16 protein-coding genes are annotated in these 17,077 nt (G+C 58.5%); 11 read left to right on the forward strand and 5 right to left on the reverse strand.

The features are described from left to right. Positions 1-82: 82 nt before the first annotated feature. From I6G90_RS05055 to I6G90_RS05080, 6 genes are all read left to right on the forward strand, one after another. Complete coding sequence (locus I6G90_RS05055; protein WP_197930028.1) at positions 83-1,498, forward strand: GumC family protein; 1,416 nt, start codon at positions 83-85, stop codon at positions 1,496-1,498. 352 nt (positions 1,499-1,850) lie between these two features. Next, positions 1,851-2,099, forward strand: coding sequence for a hypothetical protein (locus I6G90_RS05060; RefSeq protein WP_197930030.1), 249 nt, complete (start codon positions 1,851-1,853; stop codon positions 2,097-2,099). A 245-nt stretch (positions 2,100-2,344) separates the two neighbouring features. Further along, positions 2,345-3,481 (forward strand): ISAs1-like element ISAs12 family transposase, encoded by a 1,137-nt coding sequence (locus I6G90_RS05065; RefSeq protein ID WP_021141311.1) that lies wholly within the window; start codon positions 2,345-2,347, stop codon positions 3,479-3,481. A 369-nt stretch (positions 3,482-3,850) separates the two neighbouring features. Continuing rightward, on the forward strand, positions 3,851-4,123 hold the full coding sequence (locus I6G90_RS05070; protein WP_197930032.1) for a hypothetical protein: 273 nt from the start codon (positions 3,851-3,853) through the stop codon (positions 4,121-4,123). A gap of 135 nt (positions 4,124-4,258) precedes the next feature. Then, positions 4,259-4,597 carry a hypothetical protein gene (locus I6G90_RS05075; RefSeq protein WP_232254411.1) on the forward strand — a complete coding sequence of 113 codons (339 nt, stop codon included), beginning with the start codon at positions 4,259-4,261 and terminating at the stop codon, positions 4,595-4,597. A gap of 228 nt (positions 4,598-4,825) precedes the next feature. Beyond that, positions 4,826-5,449, forward strand: a complete 624-nt coding sequence (locus tag I6G90_RS05080; protein WP_197930036.1) for a DUF6988 family protein — start codon at positions 4,826-4,828, stop codon at positions 5,447-5,449. A gap of 169 nt (positions 5,450-5,618) precedes the next feature. Here the strand turns inward: I6G90_RS05080 and I6G90_RS05085 are convergent, their stop codons facing one another. Beyond that, entirely contained in the window at positions 5,619-6,464 is an 846-nt protein-coding gene (locus I6G90_RS05085) for a DUF1194 domain-containing protein (protein ID WP_197930038.1), read from the reverse strand. Between the two features lie 157 nt (positions 6,465-6,621). Here I6G90_RS05085 and I6G90_RS05090 point away from each other — a divergent pair, with 157 nt between their 5' ends. Both I6G90_RS05090 and I6G90_RS05095 read left to right on the forward strand, forming a co-directional pair. Then, complete coding sequence (locus tag I6G90_RS05090) at positions 6,622-7,389, forward strand: hypothetical protein (RefSeq protein ID WP_123172955.1); 768 nt, start codon at positions 6,622-6,624, stop codon at positions 7,387-7,389. After that, entirely contained in the window at positions 7,376-7,822 is a 447-nt protein-coding gene (locus tag I6G90_RS05095; protein ID WP_197930040.1) for a hypothetical protein, read from the forward strand. Before I6G90_RS05090 ends, I6G90_RS05095 begins: the two co-directional genes overlap by 14 nt. Here the strand turns inward: I6G90_RS05095 and I6G90_RS05100 are convergent. The 4 genes from I6G90_RS05100 to I6G90_RS05115 are packed head-to-tail and all read right to left on the reverse strand — an operon-like array spanning position 7,800 to position 12,794. Further along, the gene (locus I6G90_RS05100; protein ID WP_197930042.1) at positions 7,800-8,276 is read right to left on the reverse strand and encodes a hypothetical protein; all 477 of its coding nucleotides are present in this window, start codon (positions 8,274-8,276) and stop codon (positions 7,800-7,802) included. The genes I6G90_RS05095 and I6G90_RS05100 overlap by 23 nt on opposite strands. An 11-nt stretch (positions 8,277-8,287) precedes the next feature. Continuing rightward, positions 8,288-10,846 (reverse strand): hypothetical protein, encoded by a 2,559-nt coding sequence (locus I6G90_RS05105; protein ID WP_197930044.1) that lies wholly within the window; start codon positions 10,844-10,846, stop codon positions 8,288-8,290. After that, positions 10,843-12,042 (reverse strand): glycosyltransferase, encoded by a 1,200-nt coding sequence (locus tag I6G90_RS05110; RefSeq protein WP_197930046.1) that lies wholly within the window; start codon positions 12,040-12,042, stop codon positions 10,843-10,845. Before I6G90_RS05110 ends, I6G90_RS05105 begins: the two co-directional genes overlap by 4 nt. Beyond that, positions 12,039-12,794, reverse strand: coding sequence for an acyltransferase (locus I6G90_RS05115; protein ID WP_139405542.1), 756 nt, complete (start codon positions 12,792-12,794; stop codon positions 12,039-12,041). The genes I6G90_RS05110 and I6G90_RS05115 overlap by 4 nt, the downstream gene beginning before the upstream one ends. A gap of 299 nt (positions 12,795-13,093) precedes the next feature. Between I6G90_RS05115 and I6G90_RS05120 the strand changes: the two genes are divergently transcribed. From I6G90_RS05120 to I6G90_RS05130, 3 genes are read left to right on the forward strand one after another with little or no spacing between them, the layout of a single operon-like run. Then, positions 13,094-14,413 carry a lipopolysaccharide biosynthesis protein gene (locus tag I6G90_RS05120; protein ID WP_111806891.1) on the forward strand — a complete coding sequence of 440 codons (1,320 nt, stop codon included), beginning with the start codon at positions 13,094-13,096 and terminating at the stop codon, positions 14,411-14,413. Beyond that, complete coding sequence (locus I6G90_RS05125) at positions 14,401-15,807, forward strand: O-antigen ligase family protein (RefSeq protein WP_197930048.1); 1,407 nt, start codon at positions 14,401-14,403, stop codon at positions 15,805-15,807. The genes I6G90_RS05120 and I6G90_RS05125 overlap by 13 nt, the downstream gene beginning before the upstream one ends. Continuing rightward, on the forward strand, positions 15,804-17,075 hold the full coding sequence (locus tag I6G90_RS05130; protein WP_197930049.1) for a glycosyltransferase family 4 protein: 1,272 nt from the start codon (positions 15,804-15,806) through the stop codon (positions 17,073-17,075). The genes I6G90_RS05125 and I6G90_RS05130 overlap by 4 nt, the downstream gene beginning before the upstream one ends. Positions 17,076-17,077: the final 2 nt, after the last annotated feature.

Consider the following 17,077-nt stretch of genomic DNA (forward strand, 5'->3'; position numbering starts at 1 on the left):
TCTGCCCACAGAGGCATTCTGCTCCTCTGGTGGCACTGCCTTTGCATCATGCGGGGGAGGGCTTTTCTCAGGGAGTGATGCCATGCCTGTCCAGTTCTATTACAACCTCTACATCATTCTCTTTGCCGCCTGGCGTCGTCGCTATCTGCTGGTGATCCCGGTGCTGGTGATGCCGCTGGTGGGCGTGACGGTCGGCCTGCTCACCCCCAAGGAGTATGAGAGCCGCACCACCTTTATGGTGCCGCAAGATGCCAACCAGACTCCGACCCTCAAGGATCTGATCACCCAGGAGAGTCTCAAGGATCGCTTTGCGGTGCTCGAAGCCCTGCTGCGCAGCCGCTATGTGCTGGACGGGGTGGCGCGGGATCGTGGTCTGGTCAATGACGAGACCCCACCGGCCAAGCGCGATGCCATCATGGACTGGCTCTCGAGTGCCGTCTCGCTGCGGTTGATCGGCGATGAGGTGATCGAGATAAAGGTAAAAGCGGATTCGGCGGCCAACAGCGCCGGTTTGCTTGAAGCCATTTCGCGGCGCTTCTTCTTCAATCTGCTCAGCAAGGGGCGCCAGTCGGCGGAGTCGTCCGAGCGTTTTCTGCAAAGCCAACTCGATAGCCGCCGCAGCGAACTGCAAGCGGCCGAGCAGTTGCTCGCCGACTTCAAACGGGAGCATGCCAGCGCCTTGCCCCAGCAGCAAAGTACCAACGTCGCCCGTCTCTATGGCTTGAAGGAGCGCTATGCCGAGAGCCAGATCGCCTTGCAGCAGGCCAAGGCTCGGCTCGATCAGCTATCACAGGGTCAGGAGAGCCAGCTCGCTCGCCAACTGGATGAGAAGCTGCAACTGATGCGCACCGAGCTGGTGTTGCTGCGGGCCCGCTACAGCGACGAGCACAGCAAGGTGCAGAGTCTGCGCTATCAGATTGACCAGTTGCAGCAGGAGTTCGAGCAGCTCAAATCCCAGCCGGATATGGCGCGCGGGCCCGAGTGGCAGCTGGCCCAAACGCAGCTGACGGAGGCGGAGCAAAACGCCGCTGGCTTGAAGACCCAGCTCGATGGGCTGGACAAGGTGGTCGACTCCCAGGGGGATACCGAGCGCCAACTCGCCGAGCTGGAGCGGGATCTGGCGGTAAAGCGCACCCTCTATCAGGACCTGCTGCTGCGCTATGAGAAGGCCAAGGTGACCGGCGATCTGGGCAACTTCGAGCAGGGGGAGCGGATCAAGGTGATCGACAAACCCTTTGCCCCCAGCAAGCCGAGCAACTACCCGCTCTGGCTGTTTTTGCTGGCGGGCATTGTCGGCGGGTTTGGGCTCGGCTGCGGTCTGGCGCTGGTGGCCGAACTGGCGGATGCCAGCCTGCGCCGCTCCGATCAGCTGGCCGCCCTGGTCAAGGCGCCGGTGCTAAGCCGCATTCCCTACTGCGAGCCGGTGCCGGACTATCCATCCAACAGTTATCAGGCGCTGAATGGCCAGGTGCTGCCCCTGGCTCCCGAGCCGGGTTGATTACCACAAAGCTTGCTGCCAGCCGGAACTTGGATATTTCTGAAAAGGCCTTGTGATAAGGCCTTTTTTATATGATGCAGGTTGTGGAGTAAAAATCGTATCAAGCCAATAAAAGAGGATAGAGGCTGCATTTTCTATTTCCGTTTCTTGACTGTGGTTTTACCAAGTGATACAAGTGGAGCCGGCATAAGGCGTTAATAATACACTTATGAATTAGAAGTTGGTTGGTCATATAATGACTTATAAAATTATTTCTGGGTTGTAGTGACATGTGATAGGGCGGAGATAGATGGAAGGTACTATTAATTTGTTGGTGACGCTTTCCATCTAATTACTGTTAGGCTAATAAATTATGGCATGCATCTTTGAGATTAAATTGGGCACACCAGAAGTTATCGCAATTCTGGCTCTGCTCGTAGCTGGCCTATCTGCGCTGTATGCTCGCTGGTCATGGCGCGAGGCTATAAGGGCTAATCAAATAAGTTTACTTGGCCATAAAAAAGAAATTTACGATGCTTTTTTCGAACTAAAAATGCACATGACACAAAAAGCGGAGTATGCCGAACCAGGGCGAGATCGTGAACATTTTGTTAAAAATTAAAAATAGTTTTTTGCCTACAAAACAAATACTTATAGGCCTGTGATATGCAGTTAACTTTATAGTCAGGATCGCCTTCACACTTTTTAATCGTCACTGCACGTCATTTCAGCTCAAAAAATGCGCATGAAATCCAAAAAATGATAATTTCCATGATTTCCATAGTTAACAATTTGCTCACATCCTCACCCTGAAATTTGACCTGGTGATCCGGCTGTGATCTCATGCTCCTTTTCAGGAGTGCTCTCATGTCTATTGATGCCGTTTTCGCTCAGTTCTTCGACAATATTCACGACCCTCGCCAGCATGCCAAGATTTATTATCCCTTCTACGATGTCCTGTTTCTCACCGTCTGTGCCGTGATCGGCGGGGCTGAGGGCTGGGAAGATATTGAGGATTTCGGCGAGGTTCATCTTCCCTGGTTTCAATCCAAGGGACTGTTTAAAAACGGCATTCCTGTCCATGACACCATTGCCAGGATCATCTCCGGCATCAAACCAGAGCCGTTTCAGGCCGCCTTTGTGCGGTGGACTCAAGCCATTAACCAGCACACCGATGGCGCCCTGGTCGCTATCGATGGCAAAACCCTGCGCAGTTCCTATGACCGTGAGGATCGAACGTCGACCATTCACATGGTCAGTGCCTATGCCGCCGCCAATAAGCTGGTGCTCGGACAGATAAAAACCGACGCCAAGTCCAATGAAATTACCGCTATTCCCGAGTTGCTGGCGCTGCTCGACATCAAAGGCTGCCTGGTATCCATCGATGCGATGGGGTGCCAGACCGAGATCGCCGAGACCATCCTTCAGCAAGGTGGCGATTACTTATTGGCCGTCAAAGGCAACCAACCCAAGTTGTTCGAGGCGGTTCGACAGGCCCTCGCCCCGCTGGCGGCCACCCCGTTATGCGCAGAGACGATGACGCTTGAGAAGGCTCATGGCCGCATCGATGGTCGTGAGTACCATGTCATGGCGGCGGGCGAGTTGGCCGCCCAGTTTCCTCATTGGAAACAGTTGCACAGCATTGGCGTGGCCATCTCCTATCGCGTTGAAAATATGCAAAAAATTACCATAGAGCAGCGTTATTTCATCAGTTCCAAAGCGTTGGTGCAGGATGAGTTTGCGCGAGCGGTGCGTGGGCACTGGGCCATCGAAAATAGCCTGCACTGGGTGCTGGACGTCACGATGGGCGAGGATGATTGCCCGATTTATCGCGGTGATGCCGCAGAGATTTTGGCGTGCATCCGGCACATGGGGCTGAACATGCTCAGGGCCGAGACTTCACGCAAGGCGAGCGTAAGACGGAAGCAAAAAATCGCAGGAATGAGCAGTGAATATCTGGAAACGGTACTCAATGCGGGTCTCAAAAAACTGGGTGAAATTTAACAAAATGTTCACGCTCTCACCCTGTATGCCGAACTGAGTGAAGTATCTAAGTTTTACTATCATTCGAAAAATTCCAAAGTTTATCTCCCAAATGATTTAGCTAAAAATATTGAAAAGTACTACGATGCATGCTTCCGGATCGCAGATATTCATCGAAAACATGGTGGCATATCAATAGAAAATATCGGTGAGTTCAAGCAACACATAGATGCAGAGAAAGAGCTCTCACCAAGGATCGAAAAAGAGATAATTAAACTACTTAAAGAAGTACAGCTTTAATGCTCACTTCGTTCGTTGGACACGTAAAGGATCCGCTTTTTCGTATAGGTTAGCTCAGCGTTATTAATTTCCTTGCCATAGGAGTAATGCATGAATGAGTTTATACAAAAACTAAGTGCTTATGCTCGTGGATTGAATGAAGTAATGAACGACCCTAAGTTCATAGATGGTATTAAGAAACTTCATAATGAAATGAGCTATCTCGTTAATGATCTTCCCGGTGATATAGCTGAAGTTTCCGTCGAATTGATGGGGCGAGGATGGTTCATTTACTTTCTTGACGATGACACTGATCATTTCCAAGAGAAGCGAACTGCTCTTATTAATCAATCTGAAGCAAGTCAAGAGAATTACCTTACATAATATATTAGACGTTATGGTGGTAAGATCAGGCAGTTTTTAATTGAAGAGTTTCCCAATAGAACAGCACAAATAAATGATGCTTTTAAGGCTCATGACTCGGGCTTGTATTATTGCTCAATACCGACATTGTTAGCTTTGTCTGAAGGGATCGGAAGAGATCTTTATGGGGTAGGCTTATATGCAAAGGTTAATATGCAGCCTGCATTTAATAAGGTTATAGAACAAGTGGATGGTTTGGAGGTTTTCCATGAAATGGTGTTAAAGCCGCTTGCTGTAAAGAGTAAATTGACCGAGGCAATTAATGAGCCAACAGATGAAGATAAACGTTTTTTGAACCGTCATTTGATTATTCATGGTAGCTCAGACAAATATGGTAGTGAATTGAATAGTCTCAAGTCTATTAGCCTTGTTTATTACGTTGCATGTTCCTTGCTCCATTTGCGAGAACAAGATACAGCTCGTAGGTTCGACTAGCCGGTAGGCGTAATCGGATGCTCGCGATGAAACTCCACGTCAATATGGCAATAGAGTTACGACCGGTGCCAGTTCGATAGAGAGTTTTTTGGTGGCGGAGGGAAAATGGCAAGATGGGAGATTTTTGGCGAGTTAAATAGAAATATTGCAGAAAGACCGCGAACGTCCGATTACGCTTCGCTAATCGAACCTACTGCCCTTAAAAAACCGTAATGAGGAGAGGCTGTTTTGATAAATCATCTGTTGTCACGCTCTGCTGAACTTGAAAGAAATTTACTGGAATTTTTAGTACTGCCTCCCTTCGATGATTCACAAAGGCTCATGGTGAGCAGAGTCATGTGTAGTATTGCTTTCGAGCATGCTGAAAGTGCCAAAATTCTTATATCAGCAGGTAATCTAACCTCGGCTACGGGGCTTGTTCGTCTTCAATATGAAGCACTGGTTCGGGCAATGTGGCTGCTCTACGCTGCAACCGATACAGAAGTTTTAAAGTTAACCAGCGAGCTGACGCAGGAGACGGCAGATAAGGCAAATAAGCTTCCTATGCTCAGCGAAATGTTAGAAAAACTACAAGGAAAGTCCCCTCAAGAACCGTTGGATATGCTGCGAGAGTTCAAAGAGTATTCTTGGAAACCTCTTAGTTCGTTCATCCACGGTGGACTTCATGCAATCCACCGCCACAGTAAGGGTTATCCACTTCCTTTACTTGAACAGATGGTCAGGATATCCAACGGGGTGTCGTTAATGGTGGGCATGCTGTTAGTTATATTGCATAGTGGTGGTGAGCAGGTAGGTAAAATCCCACGTATTCAAAGAGAGTTTGCTGATTGTCTACCTGATACCAAGTTGTAAATTTCAATAAGAAGTGTCGTAAAGAGCCGCCAGCCCCATGTTTTAGTCGAGTAGCCTGCCTCAGCCCAATCATGAGCACAACTGCTGTATATGCTCAGCCACTTATCCTTGTTTCCAGATAAAAATCAGGGAGCCATGGCTCCCTAATCGCGACACACGGGGTGATTAACTAGCCGATGGCGGGGGTCTGCTGCCAGTTGGCTTGCTGCGGACGGCCTTGAGTCCGGCGTTGATAGCGCCAGGCCAGCAGTAGCGGCATACCGAGCAGCAGCTGGGCGGCCAGCGGGATCTCCTCGATGGGGGCTGCCAGTGCACCTTCCGGAATAATGCCCCCCTCAATTTCGGCTGCCAGTTTGAGCTCCAGCGCATTGCCAAAGTCGGCGAAGGTAGTGGCGTTGATCACAAACGCATCCTGACCACCGGCGATGTTGTTGAGATACCAATCTTGCAGTACCCCATCGGGATAGTCCTGTCCGATGGTGATGCCGTTGATGGTATCAATGCCGGAGGCGAGCAGTTGATCCCGCACGGTAGAGGTATCCAGCCCGTTGTTCTGGATCCCGTCACCTGACACATCCATCACCTGGCGGGCGGCGGTGAAGTTGTTGGTATCAAACTGCTGGGCACCAAAGGCCATGGCCGAACCGGGGGCCGTCATCCCCGCATAGGGGCGGACCAGGGCATCCAGGGTGGCGGCGAAGTTGTTGATGGAGGTCATGTCGTAGAGGTGGAACCAGTCAGTCATCACGCTCTGCTGGTTGCTGCTGCTCCACATAATCATCTGTACGGCGATGGACCCGAGTTTGCCGCCACTGGTGTCGAGGATGGCGCTCTGTACATCCTGACTGTAAAAGGCGTCCACATACCCCTGTAATTGCAGATTGAATTCCGATGAACTGACGCTGCCCGACACATCCATCAGCAGTTGCAGTTCGGTATCGACTTCGGTCAAGGCGTATGCGGGGGAGGTTACCAACAACATCCCCAGCAGCCCTGCCAACGGTTTGAGTTTCATTGCTCACTCCTTCTCCCTGGCTGTAGTGCCAGCAGGGGGAATGAATAAAGCGTGCCAGCTTTGTTGCATCCTCTGACTTGGCTTGGTCCGGGTGAGGCCGGGCAGGCATGGAACTTGCGACAGCGGTCAAAAGCGCTGATAACCGGCAGGAGTTGCGATGGAGATCCGTCCCTGGCAGTGGGCACCCAACTGGCTGCTACTTGGTTTGGCCAATCAGTGGGGCATGGTGTGGCTCAATATGGGCCACTTCAACCTGCTGGTGGTGTTGCTGATTGCTATCTGGTGGCAAATTGCATCGCGGGTTGCACCGAGCTGGCGCCCGCATCCACTGGCGCTCGCCCTCTTTATCCTGCTGATCCTGATCCCCAGCGCCAGCTGCAAGGCGCTGGCCTGTCTGTTGCTGGTGGCCTCGCTATGGCGCCGTCATCAGAGTGGCGATGAGCGGGCGGTGTTGCAGATTGTGCTCGCCTTTACCGTGGCAGTGTTGTGGGGGCAGCAGGTGTTTGCGTTGCTCTCCGGCCCTGTGTTGGCCCTCGATGCCTGGGGGGTGGGCCAGTGGTTGCAGCTGCTGGGCTGGGAGACTCGCCTTGATGGCAATCGCATCGAGCGGCTGGGGGGCCATGCCCTGATTGTGCTCAAGGGGTGCTCTTCGTTTTCTCAACTCTATCTGGTGGTGCTCTCCTGGCTGGTCTCCTGCTGCTGGCTGGCGCCGGAGCGCCCCCTCTACCGGCAGTGGCCCATGTTGCTGCTGGTCTGCCTGCTCTATATCGGGGCCAATCAGCTGCGGTTGGTGCTGATGAGCCTGGATCTGCGCTGGTATGGCTGGCTGCATACCGGCTCGCTGGCCCAGCTCTACCAGTGGGCCATTATGTTGCTGGTGATGACCATCCTCTTTATCCGGGGGCGCCGTGATGCGTCTGTCTAAGGGATATCTGCTGCTGTTGCTGGTGGCGCTGCTCAGTGCTGCTGCCATGGGGTGGCGTTATCACAACCGGGCGCTCAATGAGGGAGCCAAGCCCATGTTGCTGGAGCTGGTCCAGTTGGGATGGCGCTTGCGGGTGGCTACGCCGGTACTAGGCGGCACTTATGTCAGCTATCAGCTGGCCCATCCTCGTTGTGATGGTCTGCTGCAGGCCATGCTGGTGGCGCCGGATCGGGAGGCGATGTCAGTGACGCTGGCGGGTGAAGGGATGAGTCAGGGGGTGATGTTTTTAGGTGAGCTGCACCAGAGTCCGCCGCTGCTCTCTTACCGTCTCAGCCAGGGTTGGCGCAAATTGTGGGGGCTGACCCCTTATCCCCTCTATCGGGTTGCTTTGCCTAGCACCTGCCTCGGCCTTATTGCGCCGCCGTTGGCGTGACTGACCCCGATTCGCCGTTTGGCAGAATGCGGATCAGCAAGGTATTGGGGGCCAGCATGGGGTCATAGCGGGGCTCCAGCTCAATGGCGCGAGAGCCCAGCAAACGGGTGAGGGCCGTCAGTCGCAGGCTTGCCATTCGCGCACTCTCCAGCATATCGGTTTGCAGCCCGGGGCCGCTTATCAGCGCAATTCGGGCCGGATCCTTGCGTCCCAAAAACTGATGCAACTGCTGCTCCTGCTCCGTCGGCAGTTGTGTCTCCGCTTGCTGGTACTGTAGTTGCAGCTGGGGCTGTTCGGCCATTTGCTGTTCCCGCAACTGGTTGAGGATTGGCAGGGTCTCATTGACCGGCTCCTGACGGGCGCAACCGGTGAGGAGCAGTAGCGGCAGCATCAGGGGCAACAGGCGGCGCAGGGCGCAGTCTTTGGCTGTGGAGCGGGGAGTCTGGTTGGCCATACGCAGTCACTTCAGGAGGATGATTTGGCTCCAGTTTGCAATGTTTTCAATCCCTTGGCCAGTTGTTCAATCTCGCGGCGCCACTGGATCCAGGCGGCAGAGGGCAGTTGCTCTGCCACCTGCCAGCGGGTCGGCAGCTGTTCGCGCAGGCGCTCCAGTAGCAGGGCGGCCTCTACCTGATAGCGGGCCTCCTGCTCCAGCCAGGCGAGCCAGCGCAGATCCTCGATGGCTTGCTGCAACAGCAACAGATCGTGGGAGAGGCGGTGCGCCTCGCAGGCTTGCGGGCCGAGCAGCATAAAGTCGCTCTCCCGCCCGTCGGTGGGGTCGTAGGGCAGGGCGGTGGGCATGCGGCCATGCCACTGCAAATAGCCCTCGGCGCCGCTTTGCCACAGATAGAATCCGGCGGCTCTCGGGGTGCCCAGATTGTAAAACCAGGGGGTGACCTTGTGCTGGCGCACCCGCGCCACATCGGCCTTGTCGGCGCCAAAGCCTGCGTTGATGAGGGCTATCTCCACCTCTGCCAGCAGACCAACCTGACCCGGATGATTGAAGTGGCCTGCGCGGATCACCGCCGGATCCCGCCGTTTCATCTCCCGCGCCAGGGTGGTGATGGCGGGCAGGGTGGCGAGATCGGGCTCATCAAACAGGCTCCATGCCAGCGGCGGCAAGCCGCTGGCGGTCAGCCCCTGTTGCCGCGTCTGCCATTGATCAAGCTGGCTGGCAGGGTCGCCCCCCCAGCGTTTGAGCGGGGTATAGGCCAGCAGCGGCGGCACAAAACCGAGCCCCATCGCCTCTCCCATGATCTCCCGCATCCCCGCTTCATCTTGTGGCAGGGCGGGCGAGAGGCCGCTGATCCCGAGCTTGGCGAGCCGCTCCAGATCGCAGCGACTGGCCGCGGCGATCTGCTCTTTTAGCGCCTCGGGGTTGGGGCTCAGCCAGTTGAGATAGGGAGGCGCTTCGACATAGATGCCGACCGGTTTGCTGGCCGCGGGCAGGGTCAGCGGCAGCACCTCGATAGTCAGTGGCAACTGCACCAGTTGCTGCTGGCTGAGTAGCTGAATATTGCCGAGATAGCGACCGGCAGGCGCATCGCGAGGGACTGTGATCTGCAGCACCAGACGCCGAGGTACGCCTGCCAGCAGGGTGAGCCCGGCGATCCCCTCGACCAGTTCCTGATCCGAGGGGGCTAGCAGGGTTCCGCTCGCCTGCGGGCGAACCAGATGCCACTTGCCGTAATAGGGGGTCAACGCCAGCGGCGATCCTGCCTGCTCGGGGGGCTGGATCACCAGCAAGGGGGCCGGATCGTCGGTGGCGGTGTGGATGGCAAACTCCAGCAACAGCTGGCTGCCACGGGCCGCCAGCACGGGTTGCGCAGCCTGCTGCAGTGCATCTGCCGCAGATAGCGGGGCGATCTGCAGGGTGGGGGCGGCATCCGTAATCGGCGTGAGGCTCAGTTGCTGCGAAGTTGGGGCTGGGGAATAGGGGGCCAGAGTCCACTTTTCCAAAAACAGCTGGCGCTGCTTGGTCAGTACGATTGCGGTCGCATCGGCCAGCCTCTGTGTGTCAGCCTCGGTCTGTAGGCCGTGGCCTTTATCACCATTCGAGGGTGCTGTCTTGTCGGTGCTGTCTGGATAGGGGGCAAGCAGCAGCCCTGCCAGGTATTTGGCATCCGGTGAGTGGCCCACCAAGGTTATGGTGAGCGGGCCGCCGGGGTGGTTCAGGGTGACATGGACTGGGCCGCCCTGTCGTGCCCCGAACAGCTTCCAGGGATCCGGATTTGGCAGTACCTCGCGGGATTGTCCCGCCAGATAGCGCTGCGTTAGCCACTCCTGCGGTTGCCACTGCTCGGCCCAGATGGGCTCGCCATTGACCAGCACGCTGCGCTCGAAGGGGTGGGGTAGATACTCCCACTCGCCGGGGTCATCGAGCCAGAGGGTGAGCTGGTAGCGCCCCTTGGCCAGGTTCAGCCGTACTCCGTCGAGATTGCGCAGTCCATCGCGAACCAGAGCATTGCCGGAGGGACGCAAGATGGGGGTGGGGTGGCCAATTAGTCGGGGATCCCCCAGGCTCAGGGCCTCAAAGCCGGTAAAGCGGGGCGAAGCCGCCGCCCCCAGATCCAGCGCAATGGTGCCCTCAGGCAGAGTCAGACCGGGCTCCCAGTACCAGCGGTGAATGGTCATTGAGGGGGCGTTATCGGCCATAAAGAGATAGAGCTTGGTGAGCTTTTCCAGCGCCAGCGCTCTGGGCTGGCTGGTGCGCCACTCGCTTAAGGAGAAGCGCTGGGTAAAGGGGCCGGGCGCGACAATTCGCTCCAGATTGACCCGGCTGCGGTAGTTGACCGACGCGTCATCGTCGATACGCAGGATCAGGGTTTGCGGGCGGGTGCTGGGGTTATTGCCCTCGATCACCAGTTCATCGTCGCTGCCCACCGGCCAGCTGTGGGTGCTCAGATCGAGCCGCTGGGGTGTCTGGTTGCCCGTCAGGGGTAGCGGGGTCTGCCCCTCCAGCCGGGTCGCGGCCATTGCTGCATGGCAGCAGAGCAGGATAGCCAGCCAGAGCCCTCTGCTCATCCGGGCAGCCCCTTCAACCAGTTGCTCAGTTCGGCAGCCTTGTGATCCCAGCTTTGCAGGGTAACCTGCTGTTGGCGAGTGTGGCGCCCTTCGCTGCGGGTGAGCCCCTCCCAGCCACTCTCCTGAAACCAGCCCGGATTGGGTTGATCAAAGGCGGCCCGATTGATGGCCTCGGCCAGGCTCTCCCCGCAGCGGGGGAGCTGGATCTGATCCCGATAGCCATCGAGCGCCGGAAAATCGGTGCTGACGATGGGTCGCCCTGCAGCCAGATACTCGCGCAATTTCAACGGATTGCAGGCGCGGATCTGGGCGTTGTCGACAAAGGGCAGCAGGCTCACCTGCCAGTGCTGGGCATAGGCCGCCAGCGTGTGGTGGGGACGGGGCCCCAGCAGATGGATATTGGGGAGCCCCTTGAGGGGGGAGATATCGGTCTGGACCGGGCCAATCAGCACCAGATCCCAGTGGGGCAGGGCGGTGGCCGTCTCTGCCAGCAGGGGGATATCAATCCAGTCGCTCAGACTGCCGTAAAATCCGGCAATGGGGCGACCGGAGGGGAGATCAGCCGGGCGCTCTCGGGGGGGCATAAACAGCTCGAGATCCACGCCGTGGCTGAGAAGCCGGGTCTTATGGGGGGGAAAGCGGCTGGCCAGCGCGGGGCTGGCGGCCAGAATGAGATCCGCTTTCTCCACCAGTCGGGCCTCGCTGCGGGCGATGGCCTGATGATCCACCCCCGCCAGCGCCGAGAAGTCATCGCCGCAGTAGTAGATGACCGCCCGCTCTTCGAGCTTGCCAATCAGATCGACGGCGCTTGGCAGGGAGATCCAGAGCAAGGGTCGATCCAGCTCGGGCAACTGGCGCCGGATCTGCGCTGCCAGCCAGTGGCCATTGAGCTTGCCCGCCAACCGACTGCCGGGCAGTGGCAAGGCGAGCGGCGGCAGTACCTGGGGGCGGCTGGCGTCGGATGGCGCAACTGACTGGCCGCCAGAATGGCGCGCACCGCGCAGCACTGCCCCCAGTTTGCGGCCGATGCGGGTGAGGTCATGGAGGGTAAAACGGGGGCATCGCATGCCGATGGAATTGACCCAGAGCACCTGATAATCGGGCAACAGACGTTTAATCAGATGCTGGGTGCTGGAGGGGTGCTGGCCCCAATCCTCGCCCAGCACCACCAGTTGCGGCAGTGAGTGTGGTTTCATGCAAAGGTCTCCGAAGCGTGTGCGGGGTCGCTGTGATCCTGTGGTTGCAAGGGGCGCAGTACGGTGGCCGGTATACCCGCTGCCAGCACGCCTGCTGGCAGATCCCGGGTGACTATGCTCCCTGCGGCGACAATGGTGCCGGCGCCTATAGTGACACCGGCCATCACCATTACGCCGGTGCCGAGCCAGACATCCTGCTCCAGCACAATGGCCCCCACCTGTTCATCGCGATCCGGTTTGCCAAGAGCGCGATCGCGGGCATTGACGGGGTGCCCAGGGTAGCCCGCCAGAAAGGCACGGCCTGCAATTCGGACGTTATCCCCCAGTACTATCTTGCTGCCCACCGCCAGGGTGGTCTGCCAACCAATGCCGACATTGCGGCCAATCACCAGCCGTGCTGTCTGGCTCGATGCCCGGCCGCTGATGGTCATGGCGGCGCTGAGGCGGCAGTCGGCACCAATCTCGATGGCGACCGGACCGCTGATATAGGGGATACCGCCATAGAGATAGAGGCGCGGGGCGGGGGCCGTGAGGCGAGATTGAAACAAGGGGGTCCACCAGAGGGTGCGGGTCAGGGTCGCCAGCGCGTTGCTGCCCAGCAGATAGAGCCGATAAAGCAGCCGATGCAGGGGAGGGATAACGGGGAATGACCAGTGGCGGGCACTTTTGGCCAGCCGCCATACCCGGCGGGCCAGTGGCGTCTCCCCCTGTTTGGCCCAGCTTTTCATCCGGTGCAGGTTGATGGTGTTCATGGCGACCTCTCCCTCTGGTGCAGTCCGTTGCTCGCTAAGCAGAAAGCAGGGATCGGGCCAACAGGATGATCCCCGTGAGATCGGGCTTAGTGGGGCTAAGAGAGGGAGCAAATTGTGCCGGTCGGTGCAATTTGCAGCCAGCGTTGTGCAAAACGCAAATGCCAGTCTCATTCTGGGCTTGTTCTGGCCGGTTATGCCACACAGAGGGGCTATCGCTTCAGGCTAAGAGTAAATGGCGTGGGCTTTGCATTAGCGGTAGCTGACCCAGAGCGGGATGCTTCGGGTGGCTGGGAGGCCCTATGAAACTTGGTGTGAACCAGATTGCCATGCTCTATTACGCCGTCGGCTTGCTCTTGATGAAGGGGATCTCCCTGCTGATGCTGCCGGTGCTGACCCATCAGCTGCTGCCTCGCGAATACGGCCAGCTGGAAGTGCTGCTCACCCTGATCAATCTGGGCTCCCTCATTTTGGGTTTCGGGCTGGTGGATGCCCTCTACCGCTTTGCCGGACTGGCGAAAGATGAGCAAGAGCGCCAGCAGGTAGTGGCCCGCATGTTTGGTCTGGTCTGGCTGATCGCGCTGGCCAGTCTGGTGCTGCTCTGGCTGCTGGCGCCTGTGGTACAAGCCTGGCTGCCGGTTGAAACCCGCCTTGCGGATGTGCGCTGGGTGCTCTGCGCCCTGCCGTTTGAAGGGGTGATTGGCGTGCCACTGGCATGGCTGCGGATGCGCAATCAGGCGCGCCTCTTCTTTGCTGCGACCGCAGGCAAGGCGGTGATCCAGTCGCTGCTGACCGGCTGGTGGCTCTGGCTCGGCTGGGGGGTAAGCGGCGTGCTGGCCTCCGGCACCCTGACCTGCGTCGCACTGGCGCTGCTGCTGAGCTTGTGGCAGTGGCGAGATAGCGGGATCCGTTTTGACTGGCAACACTATCGGCCGCTACTACGCTATGGGCTGCCACTGGTGGTGAGTGGGCTGGCAGGGTTTGCCCTGAGCGGGCTGGATCGGCTGCTGCTGGCCGATGTAGTGGGGGAGGCGCTACTCGCCTACTACGCGGTGGCGGGCAAGCTGGCGCTGGCGGTAGGACTGCTGCTGCAACCCTTTGCCCTCTGGTGGTATCCCCGCCGTTTCATGCTGTTGCGCGAGCCGGATGGCTTGCGCCTCAATGCCCACTACAGCGTGATGGGGTCGGTGCTGGGGTTTGCCACCGCGGGCATCGTCGGGCTCACTGCCCCCTTGCTCATTCGCTGGCTGACCCCGGAGAGCTATCACGGGGCGATCGCCTATATTCCGCTGCTGGTGCTGGGCATGGCGGTGCGCAATGTTTCGGACTTGCTCAACGTCGGCTGCTTTAGCGGCGAGAAGAGCAATGCCCAGATGGTGATCAATCTGGGCTGCAGCGCCCTTGGCGTCGCAGGCTTTCTGCTTGCCATCCCGCCCTTCGGGGTTGCCGGAGTGATCTGGACTCTGCTTTTGGTCTATCTGGTGCGGGCGCTCGCCTTTTATCTGGTGAGCCAGCGGTTGCTGCCGCTGCCGTATCGCCTCTCGACCCTCTGGGCCAGTTCGCTCGGGGCGCTGGCGATGGTCTGGCTTGGCCAATGGTGGGCAGGATCATGGCTCGTCTAACGCCAGCCATTTGGGCAAGCGCCATCTGTCTGGTGCTGGCTCTGCTCTGGTGGCGGCTGCCCCATCCCTTGCTGCTGCCGGTGCTCGGTCTTGCCATTCCCGCCATCTGGTTTGCCCTGCGCTGGCCTTTCTTGATGGTGCTGGGGTTTGTCACCTTCTCCTTTTTTCGGCTGCATGAGGTGTTCCCTCAGCTCTATCCCCTCAAGATCCCGCTGCTCTTCTCGCTGGCCGCCATCGGCGCGCTGGTCTGGCACATTTTGCTGACTGGCCGGATCAAGCCTTACTGGAGCCAACCCCTGAGCTGGTTGACGGCCTTCTTTGTGATGGTCTCCATCGGTGTGCTGTTTGCCAGCAACCGGGGCGAGGCGATCGCCACTTGGACCGGCAGCTACAGCAAGATCTATCTGATGACCCTGGCGACAGCCTGGCTGGTGCGCACCCCGGGGGATTTTGCGCTGGCGGTGCGCACCTTTGTGGTAGCGGGCTGTCTGGTGGCAATGGTGGCCCTCTACAACAAGGCGAGCGGGATTGGGCTGGTGGAGGGGACCCGGGTGACCATAGGGCGCGAGCTGGGCTCTGTGCTGGGGGATCCCAACGATCTGGCGTTGGTGCTGCTCTTTCCTGCCGGCTTTTCCCTGAGCTTGTTGCTCAATCAGGGCAATGGGGTGGGGGGGCGTTTGCTGGGGGGACTTGGCTTTGCGCTGACTGCGGCCGCCATTATTGCCACCCAGAGCCGCGGTGGCTTGCTTGGCGTGTGTGCGGTCAGCGGCCTGTTTGCCTGGCAGCGGGTGAAGTCCAAAGTCTTGCTGATGATGGTGGGCGGGTTGGCACTTAGTGTGTTGTTTGTGGCGGCCGGGATCAGCGACCGGGCATCTGGCGGCGCCGCCGAGAGCGGGGTGGATGCCTCGGCCATGGGGCGGATCTACGCGTGGCAAGCGGCCTGGGGCATGGCACTAGGCCATCCGCTGGTGGGGGTGGGGTTGTCCAATTTCTATTACAACTACTTCTTCTACAGCCCCCATTGGGATGGGCTTAATCATGCGGTGCACTCCACCTGGTTCGGGGTGCTGGCTGAAACGGGATTTGTCGGATTAACCCTGTTTGTCTGCATGGTTGCGGTTACCTTGCGTCAGGTGTGGTGTTGCCAGCTGGCTGGCATGCCTCCTGCAGTGATCACGGCGATGCAGGGGGTGATGGCCAGCATGGTGGGGTTTGTGATTTCGGGATCCTTTCTGACCCAGGGCTTTACCTGGCCCATCTATCTGGAGCTGGCGCTGGCCGTCGCCGCCATCAAGTACGTGCAGCAGGCGGCCATAGAGTCGAAGGCCACTGCAGATGTTCACCAAGAGGCAACCCGGTTGCCGGTAGTGCCACCCAAGGGAGCAAGAGGATGAACGCAACCCCTGTTTTGCTGGTTCACTATGGAGAGGAGTGGATCCGCGGTAGCGAACGTTGCCTGCTGGATCTGCTGGCCCACCTCGATCGCAGCCGGTTTACGCCGTTGCTCTGGTGCAATAGCCCGACTCTGGCGGCAGAGGCCGCAACCCTCGGGGTTGAAACTATGGTTGAGCCGTTCACCCTGCTGTTGGGGTGGCAGGCGCCCCGTTTTGATCTTGCTGCCCATCGGCGCTTCTCCCGGCGAACCAGAGAGCTCATCACCGAGCGGCAGATTGGGCTGGTGCATGCCAACAGCGCGGCCCCTTGTCAGTGGCTGGCGGGGGTCTGTCGGGCGTTGCAGGTACCGCTGGTGTGCCACCTCCATGCCCGTTATCAGCCTAGAGACAGATTCAGCCTGCGGGTTCATCAGGCAAGCGTGTTGATCGGGGTGAGCGAGCCGGTGTTGACCGGTTGGCGCCAGGATGGCTGCGCGGCCGATCGGTTGATCCGGGTACCCAACGGGGTGGATGCCGCTCGGCTGAATGAAGGCTCTCACTGGCCGGTCGTCGGCATGCTGGGCTTGCCACCGGGGGATATGATCATCGCCACCGTCGGCTCATTGATCAAACGCAAGGGGATTGATCTGCTGATCCGCTCGCTGGCTGCCCTGATGGCATCGGGGGAGGAGACCCAGTTGCTGATCATTGGCAGCGGCCCGGAGCGGGAAGCATTGATGGCGTTGGCTGTCGAGCTCGGGGTGGCCGAGCGCGTCCACTTTCTCGGCGAGCGACCAGACAGTGCGGCTATCTTGCGGGGTGGGGTGGATCTGCTGGTCTCCGGAGCCCGTGAGGAGGTGTTTGGTCTGACGTTGGCGGAGGCGGGCATGTTGGGGCTCCCCGTCAGTGCCTATCGGGTGGGCGGCATCCCCGAAGTGGTGGAGGAGGGGGTGACCGGCTTGCTGGCAACCCCGGGGGATTGGGCCGAGATGGCTGATCACTGGCGGCAATTGAGTAATCCGCAGCGCCGATGTGCGATGGGGCGGGCAGCTCAGCTACGTGCCGCGCAGCTGTTCACGGTGGCGCGCTATGTCGACGGGGTAACGGCAGTGTGGGACGCCGCGCTGGCTGGTCGTTGGCACTCAACGGCCCCCGCTCCCTACCGCACACTCATTCACTGGGCGGGGCAACGACTCCTTGCCAGCGGGCGCAACACGCTGGCGAGTGGGATAGCAAAAGTGGCGCAAAAAGTGCAGATGGGGTTTGGCCGCCGCAAGGTGCCAGAGTAAGG

The organism is Aeromonas allosaccharophila (assembly GCF_016026615.1).
GTDB lineage: Bacteria > Pseudomonadota > Gammaproteobacteria > Enterobacterales > Aeromonadaceae > Aeromonas > Aeromonas allosaccharophila.